Genomic DNA, 7,250 nt, shown 5'->3' on the forward strand with positions numbered 1-7,250 from the left:
GGGTGGCGTAGCCACCCCAACAAGGACGCCGTGGTGTTTCGGAAAGACCGCGGCGTCTGGTTTTAGGGCGGCTACGCCACCCAGCGCGGGGCAAGCCCGCTCACTACAACCAGCAATTACTCAGCGATCAGCCAATCCATCTGCCACCCGCCCTGGGTCTGGCCAAGCTTCTTGGACAACCACGGCAGCAGCTCACGCAACTCCTCTTCCAAACCCCACGGCGGGTTGGCGATGGCCAATCCAGAACCGGTCAGGGTGTTGGGCGTGTCCAGCGGATGTACCAACAACTCCACCCGCAGCAATTTCGGCGCGCCGGTACCGGCCAGGTCCTGGTAGAAACGACGCAGCATGCGCTGGTCCTTCACCGGGTACCAGATCGCCGCGACGGTCTGGCGCATACGACCCACCGCCTCCTTGAGCGACGCGGCGCAGCGCTGCATTTCATCGAGCTTTTCGAACGGCGGGTCGATCAGCATCAGCGCGCGCTTCTCCGGCACCGGTAGCAAAGCACGCGGCACATGCCAACCTTCGCCCAGGTGCACTTTGACGCGGCGATCACCTTTCATGTTGTCCTTGAGCAACACGCCGTCGTCCGGGTGTTTCTCATTGAGCAACACGCGGTCCTGCGAGCGCGTGAGACGCCGAGCCAGCTCCGGGGAGCCAGGGTAGTAACGCAACTGGCCGTCCGGGTTCATCTCGTGCAGTACACGCATGTAATCGGCGGTCAGCGGCGGCAGGTCGCTTTCACCCCACAGGCGGGCGATGCCTTCCAGGTATTCACCGGTGCGGTTGGCCTGATCGCCCTGCAGGTCATACAGCCCGATACCGGCATGGGTATCGAGGTAGGCGAACGGCTGCTCCTTGCGCGACATCAGGGCGATGAGGCGGGTCAAGGTCAGGTGTTTGAAGACATCGGCATGGTTGCCGGCGTGAAAGGCGTGACGATAATTCATGGTTGCTCCTGCGCAGGGGGCGAAGTTTACCTTCTACCGGGACAAAGGTGCAGGGCTGCATGTCGGCTGTTGCTCACGGACCGGTGATGGACATGCCTCCAGACTCGCAGACAAGATAGCTGGCCAATGCCTCATGACAGGTATCAGGCCCACGCGAAAAGTAAGCCACCTTGTGCTTCAAGGTCGCCAGCGAGAAAGCCGTGTACAGCTCAGGGCGATGCTCCTCCAGCCATTGCAGTAGGTTGTCGGTCAAGGTCTGGGGCGACTGTTGCGCCAGACCGGCCAACAAAGACGCCGGCACCCGCCACCAAGGGCTGGCTTTCGCCACTGTCACAGGCACCGGTGCCACCACCAAGGGCTGACCATTGATCAGGTAGCGTCGAAACACCGGCAGCACCCGCCCCGCCTCTTCCTCCAGCCCCTGCAGGATTGGCAGAAACCGAGCACCATCCCAAAAACGCAAGAACACGGCTCGGCCGTCGGGCAGATAGACCTTGGTCAGGCTTTGCAGGTGCGCAATCACGACGTCCAGTGGGCTGGACGACACCGCCAGCCAGCCCCAATCGGTGGCCTCAGTGGTTGCGACCCAATCGCAGAAGGCACTCCCCGGCTCAACGATGCCGACATAGGGCATCACCTCCCCCCACTCGGCATAGGCCGTGCCTGCCCAGATCGATTGGGGCAGCATTCCAACCGCTGCGTCAAAAGGTTTTGCATCACTGGCATTGCTCAAGATGGCGAAGACCCGCTCACCAGGCTGTAGAGGCTGCTGTGTAATCCAGGCGTCAGGCGCCAGACGTTTGTTCATCAAGGCAAACTCCTGTTAGCCACTGTGTCGTGGGATATCACACTGGCCGTGTTTGCAACGCTCACACTCTTCGCAAAACGGCGCACTGCGTTTCAGACTGGTCACTTGAACGCGACTCAACGGCATGGGAATAACCGCCAGCAGCTTCTCCTTCATTCCCGGTATCAACGGTGTAGCAGCGGGAACTGGCACACTGCCAAGTTGGATCGGCACACTGCTGAAGATGCCACCCGCCGAAACCGTAATGGATTGGCCACCCGCCTGAATCGTCACACTGGCACCCGCATCGATCACGACACTTTGCCCAGCACCAATCTGAATAGTCTTCCCGGCCCGTATACGCTGCGAGCCACCGACCATCAGATGATCATCCTGCTTGAGTTCAGTCAGGCGGTTGCCGTGGGTAACGCGTTGCTCTTCGCCCTGCAACTCATGGTGCGACTCGCCGCCCACCGTTATCCGACACTGGTTGTCGACCTGCACCTGCTGGTCGTGCAATACATGCTGGGTCCAGTCCCGCTGGGCGCGCAGGTAGATCTCCTCGGCACCCTTACGGTCCTCAATACGCAATTCGTTGTATCCACCACCACCGGGGCTGCTCTGGCGGCGCAAGATGCTGCGGGTCTTATCCGCCGGCAGGTCGAGAGGCACCGGCGTCGCCGCGTTGGGCAAGCAACCCATGACCACTGGCATATCCAGGTCGCCATTGACGAAGCCCACCAGCACCTCCATGCCAACCCTGGGGATAAGCACTGAGCCATAACCGTCATGCGCCCAAGCACTGGCCACTCGCAACCAGCAACTCGAATGATCGTTGTGCTCCCCCGTACGATCCCAGGCCATTTGCACCTTGACCCGACCGTATTCATCGCAATGGATCTCGCTGTCGGCGGGCCCGGCAATCACCGCATTCTGATAACCCGAAATATTCGGACGTGGCTGTTCTGGCAGCGACGGCCGGAAAACCACATCCCACGGCGCGGCCGTGAACTCGTTGCGATAGCCCTGACGAAAATCCCCGCCAACCACTTCGACCACAGCCTCCTCAAGTACCTGGGGTTGTTTGCCTTCGTGCGTGATGCGCGTCACGAGCCACAGGTCGTTCCAGTCGGCGCGCGGGTGCCCGTCAAGCTTGAGGAAGCGACCGCTGGTCAACCCCGGCTCATCACCTTCGCCATGGGCGATCCGGTAGTCGCTGCGGTGCCGCTCCAGCCTGTGCTGTGCCAGGTATTTGCCGTGGGGACGGTCGGAAAAATAGCCGGGATAATCTTGTTCTTCCAATCGAGGAAGCCGTTCACCGGCAACTTCGCTCTGCAACGCCAGGTGCGGTTTGCGAAAGTCGTAATCGCGCAGACTCACCGCCGTGGTGCGGGTTTCCAATTGCACGATAAAACGCTTGATTGCCGCTGTGTCCGCCACCATTCCGGAACCAGGCGCGTAAGGCGTGGGCTGCTCGGCCTGGGCAAATACCGTCTGATCGTCACCGAACACCAACAGGTGCCCCTCCGGTGAATGCTGGAAGTGATAATGAATGCCCAACTCGGCACACAGCCGCTGAATGAATGCCAGATCGCTCTCCCCGAACTGTACGCAATACTCGCGCTCGGGATACGTTCCGCTGAGCTGGAATGTGAACCGGTCGCTCTGGATTCCCTGCGCCACCAGCACCTGCGCAACGATCTGCGGCACGCTCTTGTGTTGAAAAATGCGCTGGTGGCTGCTGTGTTTCAGATAGGTCAGCTGAGGAACGACACTCAGCTGATAACGCGTCAGGCGCCGCCCGGAATCCCCCTGTGCCACACGATAAACCAGACCATGAACACCCTGTCCCTGGTCGTCGAAGCCCAGATACACCTGACGATGGAGCAAGCTCTCAAGGTCAAGGTCGGGCTGCTCGCTGACCAATTCCAAGTCAAAGCGGTAGGGCTGACTGATGGCTTCGGTGCCCCTGAACTCGAGTACCTTGAGTTCACTGGCCGCCCCGTCGAGGGTCAGGGTAAAGACGCATTGGTTGGCAGGAGCGAACATCCGATGTTTCTCTGCGAAGGGTGGGCGGCAGATTCTGCACCAGCTTTGTACGGCCCTGAGCGCGCTGCAGGGAAATCAGTTATCTCCTACATTCTGAGCCCCCGATTCTTCACGCTTCAGGCATCGAATGCACCTCAGTGCCGTGCTAGCGTTACCGCCTCTCCCCGCAGAATCCCTGGAAAAAAGCATGGCCACACGCTACGCAAAAATCATTCTGACCCTGGTTCTCGCAGCCTTCGCGACACTGGTGGCGTTCAACAACATCACCGACTACGGCTCCAACTTTGCCTTCGTCAAACATGTGTTGAGCATGGACACCACGTTCCCGGAGAACGCTGCCATGTACCGCGCCATCACCACACCTTGGTTGTGGCACGGCGCTTACGGGCTGATCATCCTGGGTGAAGCGCTCACTGCGCTGTTGCTTGCCTGGGGCGCATGCTCGTTATGGCGCGCCCGCCACGCCGGCGCTGTCGAATTCAACCGCGCCAAGGCACGCGCCACCACAGGCCTGGTCCTCGGGTTTGTGGTGTGGTTTTTCGGCTTTATGGTCGTGGGTGGCGAATGGTTCCTGATGTGGCAGTCCCATCAATGGAATGGCCAGGAAGCCGCGTTCAAGTTCTACATGGCGATTGTGGGCGTGCTGATCTTTCTCAATCAGCCGGATACGGACTGAGGACAAAAAAGGCCCGCTATCCTTAGGACGCGGGCCTTTTCATGACTCAACGGGCGCTTTATGCCCGAAGCATTACTTGTTGAGGTTGTAGTCTTTTTCCGCCGCATCAAAACGCTCGAGCATACCTGCCGTCGGCGCGCCCAGCTTGCTCACGAAGTAAATCGCGAGACTGGCGAAGATGAAGCCTGGGATGATCTCGTACAAGCCCAGCAGGCTGAAGTGTTTCCACACGATCACGGTGATTGCGCCGACCAGGATACCGGCCAGTGCGCCGTTGCGGGTCATGCCTTTCCAGATCACCGAGATCAGCACCACGGGGCCGAATGCCGCGCCGAAACCGGCCCAGGCATAGCTCACCAGGCCCAGTACGCGGTTGTCCGGGTTGGCCGCCATGGCGATAGCGATCAGGGCCACCAGCAGCACCATGGCGCGGCCAACCCATACCAATTCCAGCTGGGAAGCATTTTTACGCAAGAAGGTCTTGTAGAAGTCTTCGGTCAGGGCGCTGGAGCACACCAGCAGTTGGCAGCTCAGGGTACTCATGACCGCCGCCAGGATGGCCGACAACAGCACGCCGGCGATCCATGGGTTGAACAGCAGCTTGGCCAGCTCGATGAACACACGCTCGTGGTTCTCGGTAACCGGGCCAGCCACTTCCGGGTGCGCCGAGAAGTAGGCGATACCGAAGAAGCCCACGGCCACGGTGCCGCCCAGGCACAGGATCATCCAAGTCATGGAGATGCGACGCGCCTTGGCGATCGACTTCACCGAATCCGCCGCCATGAAGCGCGCGAGGATGTGCGGTTGGCCAAAGTAGCCCAGGCCCCAGCCCATCAGCGAAATGATGCCGATGAAGGTGGTATTTTTCAGCATATTGAAGTTGTCGGGGTTCTTGGCCTCGATGGCCAGGAAGGTCGTATCGACACCGCCAGTGGCCAGCAGCACGATGATCGGCGTCAGGATCAACGCGAAGATCATCAGCGTGGCCTGAACGGTATCTGTCCAACTTACCGCCAGGAAACCACCAACAAAGGTGTAGGCAATCGTCGCCGCGGCACCGGCCCACAGTGCAGTCTCGTAGGACATGCCGAAGGTGCTTTCGAACAGGCGGGCACCGGCCACAATGCCGGATGCGCAGTAGATGGTGAAGAACACCAGGATCACCACCGCAGAGATAATCCGCAACAGGCCGCTCTTATCTTCGAAACGGCTGGAGAAATAATCCGGCAGGGTCAGGGCATCGCCGTTATGTTCGGTCTGTACCCGCAGACGACCGGCCACGAACAGCCAGTTCAAGTAAGCACCGACGATCAGGCCGATGGCGATCCAGCTTTCCGACAGGCCCGACATGTAGATCGCACCCGGCAACCCCATCAACAACCAGCCGCTCATGTCAGAAGCGCCGGCCGACAGAGCCGTCACCACGCTACCGAGGCTGCGACCGCCGAGGATGTAATCGGAAAGGTTGTTGGTGGAGCGATAGGCCATGAAGCCGATCAGCACCATTGCTGCGATGTAGATCACGAACGTGATCAGGGTTGGATTGCTAACGCTCATAAGAGTGACGCCCTGGCTTTGTTTTTATGTAGCGACGGCCTGTCAGACGGCCACCCACTGCTAACCGGGTAGACGAAACTGCGTGCCGCGCATTTATGACTGGCGTTTCCCCAGGAAAGCCGCCAGCCGATGAACCGAACCGCTGAGGTGGTTGCACCTTGGCCGCGAATGCTATTCAACAAAGCAAATAAGGTGCAACCAGTTTCTTGAGAATAAGTTGCACCCACTCATGTATTACGGAAAACATCACGTTTTTGCTCCTTTTGGGAGCAAGAACAGCCGAAGTCAGAAGCAAATGCACCAAGAGAAAGCAGATTCGGCTGAGGGCCGATTTTTTTCGTGAGGACCTTCAAAAATTTCCTGAACAAAAGGGTTGCACCCGGTTGCACCTCTTCATGGGCAAAGCTAATCTTGCCGCCAGCAGATGCCACTCGGTAGTGGCACCCATGAGGATAATAAAGATGGCAACGACCACCCTTGGGGTCAAACTCGACGACCCGACCCGCGAACGCTTGAAGGCTGCCGCGACCTCCATTGATCGCACGCCGCACTGGCTGATCAAGCAGGCGATTTTCAATTACCTGGAGAAACTCGAGGGTGGTGCAACCCTGACCGAGCTCAATGGCTTGGCCAGCAAGGACGCTGAAGACGCAGGTGAGGTCCAGGCCGACCACGCCCACCAGTGCTTCCTGGAGTTCGCCGAAAGCATCCTGCCGCAGTCGGTACTGCGCGCTTCGATCACTGCCGCTTACCGCCGCCCAGAGCCGGAAGTGGTACCGATGCTGATCGAACAGGCCCGCCTGCCAGCTCCGATGGCAGAAGCCACCAACAAGCTGGCCGCCTCGATTGCCGAGAAGCTGCGCAATCAGAAGAGTGCCGGTGGCCGTGCCGGTATTGTCCAGGGTCTGCTGCAAGAATTTTCCCTGTCGTCCCAAGAAGGTGTGGCGCTGATGTGCTTGGCCGAAGCGCTGCTGCGCATCCCGGACAAAGGCACCCGCGATGCGCTGATCCGCGACAAGATCAGCACCGGCAACTGGCAGCCGCACCTGGGCAACAGCCCGTCGCTGTTCGTCAATGCCGCCACGTGGGGCCTGCTGCTGACCGGCAAACTGGTCGCCACCCACAATGAGGCCGGCCTGACCTCATCCCTGAGCCGCATCATCGGCAAGAGCGGCGAGCCGATGATCCGCAAGGGCGTCGACATGGCCATGCGCCTGATGGGCGAGCA

General features: G+C 59.7%; 5 protein-coding genes and 1 pseudogene. 2 read left to right on the forward strand and 4 right to left on the reverse strand.

The features are described 5' to 3' along the window. Positions 1-116: 116 nt before the first annotated feature. The 3 genes from ACRESD_RS18640 to ACRESD_RS18650 all read right to left on the reverse strand — a co-directional run bounded on the left by ACRESD_RS18640 (position 117) and on the right by ACRESD_RS18650 (position 3,789). Positions 117-953, reverse strand: a complete 837-nt coding sequence (locus ACRESD_RS18640) for a 23S rRNA (adenine(2030)-N(6))-methyltransferase RlmJ (protein WP_431752259.1) — start codon at positions 951-953, stop codon at positions 117-119. Positions 954-1,026: 73 nt separating this feature from the next. Continuing rightward, the gene (locus ACRESD_RS18645; protein ID WP_431752260.1) at positions 1,027-1,761 is read right to left on the reverse strand and encodes a DUF4123 domain-containing protein; all 735 of its coding nucleotides are present in this window, start codon (positions 1,759-1,761) and stop codon (positions 1,027-1,029) included. Positions 1,762-1,776: 15 nt separating this feature from the next. Then, positions 1,777-3,789 carry a type VI secretion system tip protein VgrG gene (locus ACRESD_RS18650; RefSeq protein WP_431752261.1) on the reverse strand — a complete coding sequence of 671 codons (2,013 nt, stop codon included), beginning with the start codon at positions 3,787-3,789 and terminating at the stop codon, positions 1,777-1,779. Between the two features lie 187 nt (positions 3,790-3,976). Between ACRESD_RS18650 and ACRESD_RS18655 the strand changes: the two genes are divergently transcribed. Further along, the gene (locus ACRESD_RS18655; RefSeq protein ID WP_431752262.1) at positions 3,977-4,465 is read left to right on the forward strand and encodes a DUF2165 family protein; all 489 of its coding nucleotides are present in this window, start codon (positions 3,977-3,979) and stop codon (positions 4,463-4,465) included. Between the two features lie 72 nt (positions 4,466-4,537). Here the strand turns inward: ACRESD_RS18655 and putP are convergent, their stop codons facing one another. After that, positions 4,538-6,022: a sodium/proline symporter PutP gene (putP, locus tag ACRESD_RS18660; protein WP_431752263.1), complete on the reverse strand. Its 1,485-nt coding sequence runs from the start codon at positions 6,020-6,022 to the stop codon at positions 4,538-4,540. A gap of 461 nt (positions 6,023-6,483) precedes the next feature. Between putP and ACRESD_RS18665 the strand changes: the two are divergent. Then, positions 6,484-7,250: pseudogene (locus ACRESD_RS18665) on the forward strand (trifunctional transcriptional regulator/proline dehydrogenase/L-glutamate gamma-semialdehyde dehydrogenase); the annotation flags it as partial.

It is taken from the genome of Pseudomonas sp. (genome assembly GCF_050739995.1).
Classification (GTDB): domain Bacteria; phylum Pseudomonadota; class Gammaproteobacteria; order Pseudomonadales; family Pseudomonadaceae; genus Aquipseudomonas.

Excerpts from the sequence above, each read along its gene's own strand:
- ACRESD_RS18640 (WP_431752259.1), bottom strand. The coding sequence starts at position 953 with ATGAATTATCGTCACGCCTTTCACGCCGGCAACCATGCCGATGTCTTC.
- ACRESD_RS18645 (WP_431752260.1), bottom strand. The coding sequence starts at position 1,761 with ATGAACAAACGTCTGGCGCCTGACGCCTGGATTACACAGCAGCCTCTA.
- ACRESD_RS18655 (WP_431752262.1), top strand. The coding sequence starts at position 3,977 with ATGGCCACACGCTACGCAAAAATCATTCTGACCCTGGTTCTCGCAGCC.
- ACRESD_RS18650 (WP_431752261.1), bottom strand. The coding sequence starts at position 3,789 with ATGTTCGCTCCTGCCAACCAATGCGTCTTTACCCTGACCCTCGACGGG.
- putP (WP_431752263.1), bottom strand. The coding sequence starts at position 6,022 with ATGAGCGTTAGCAATCCAACCCTGATCACGTTCGTGATCTACATCGCA.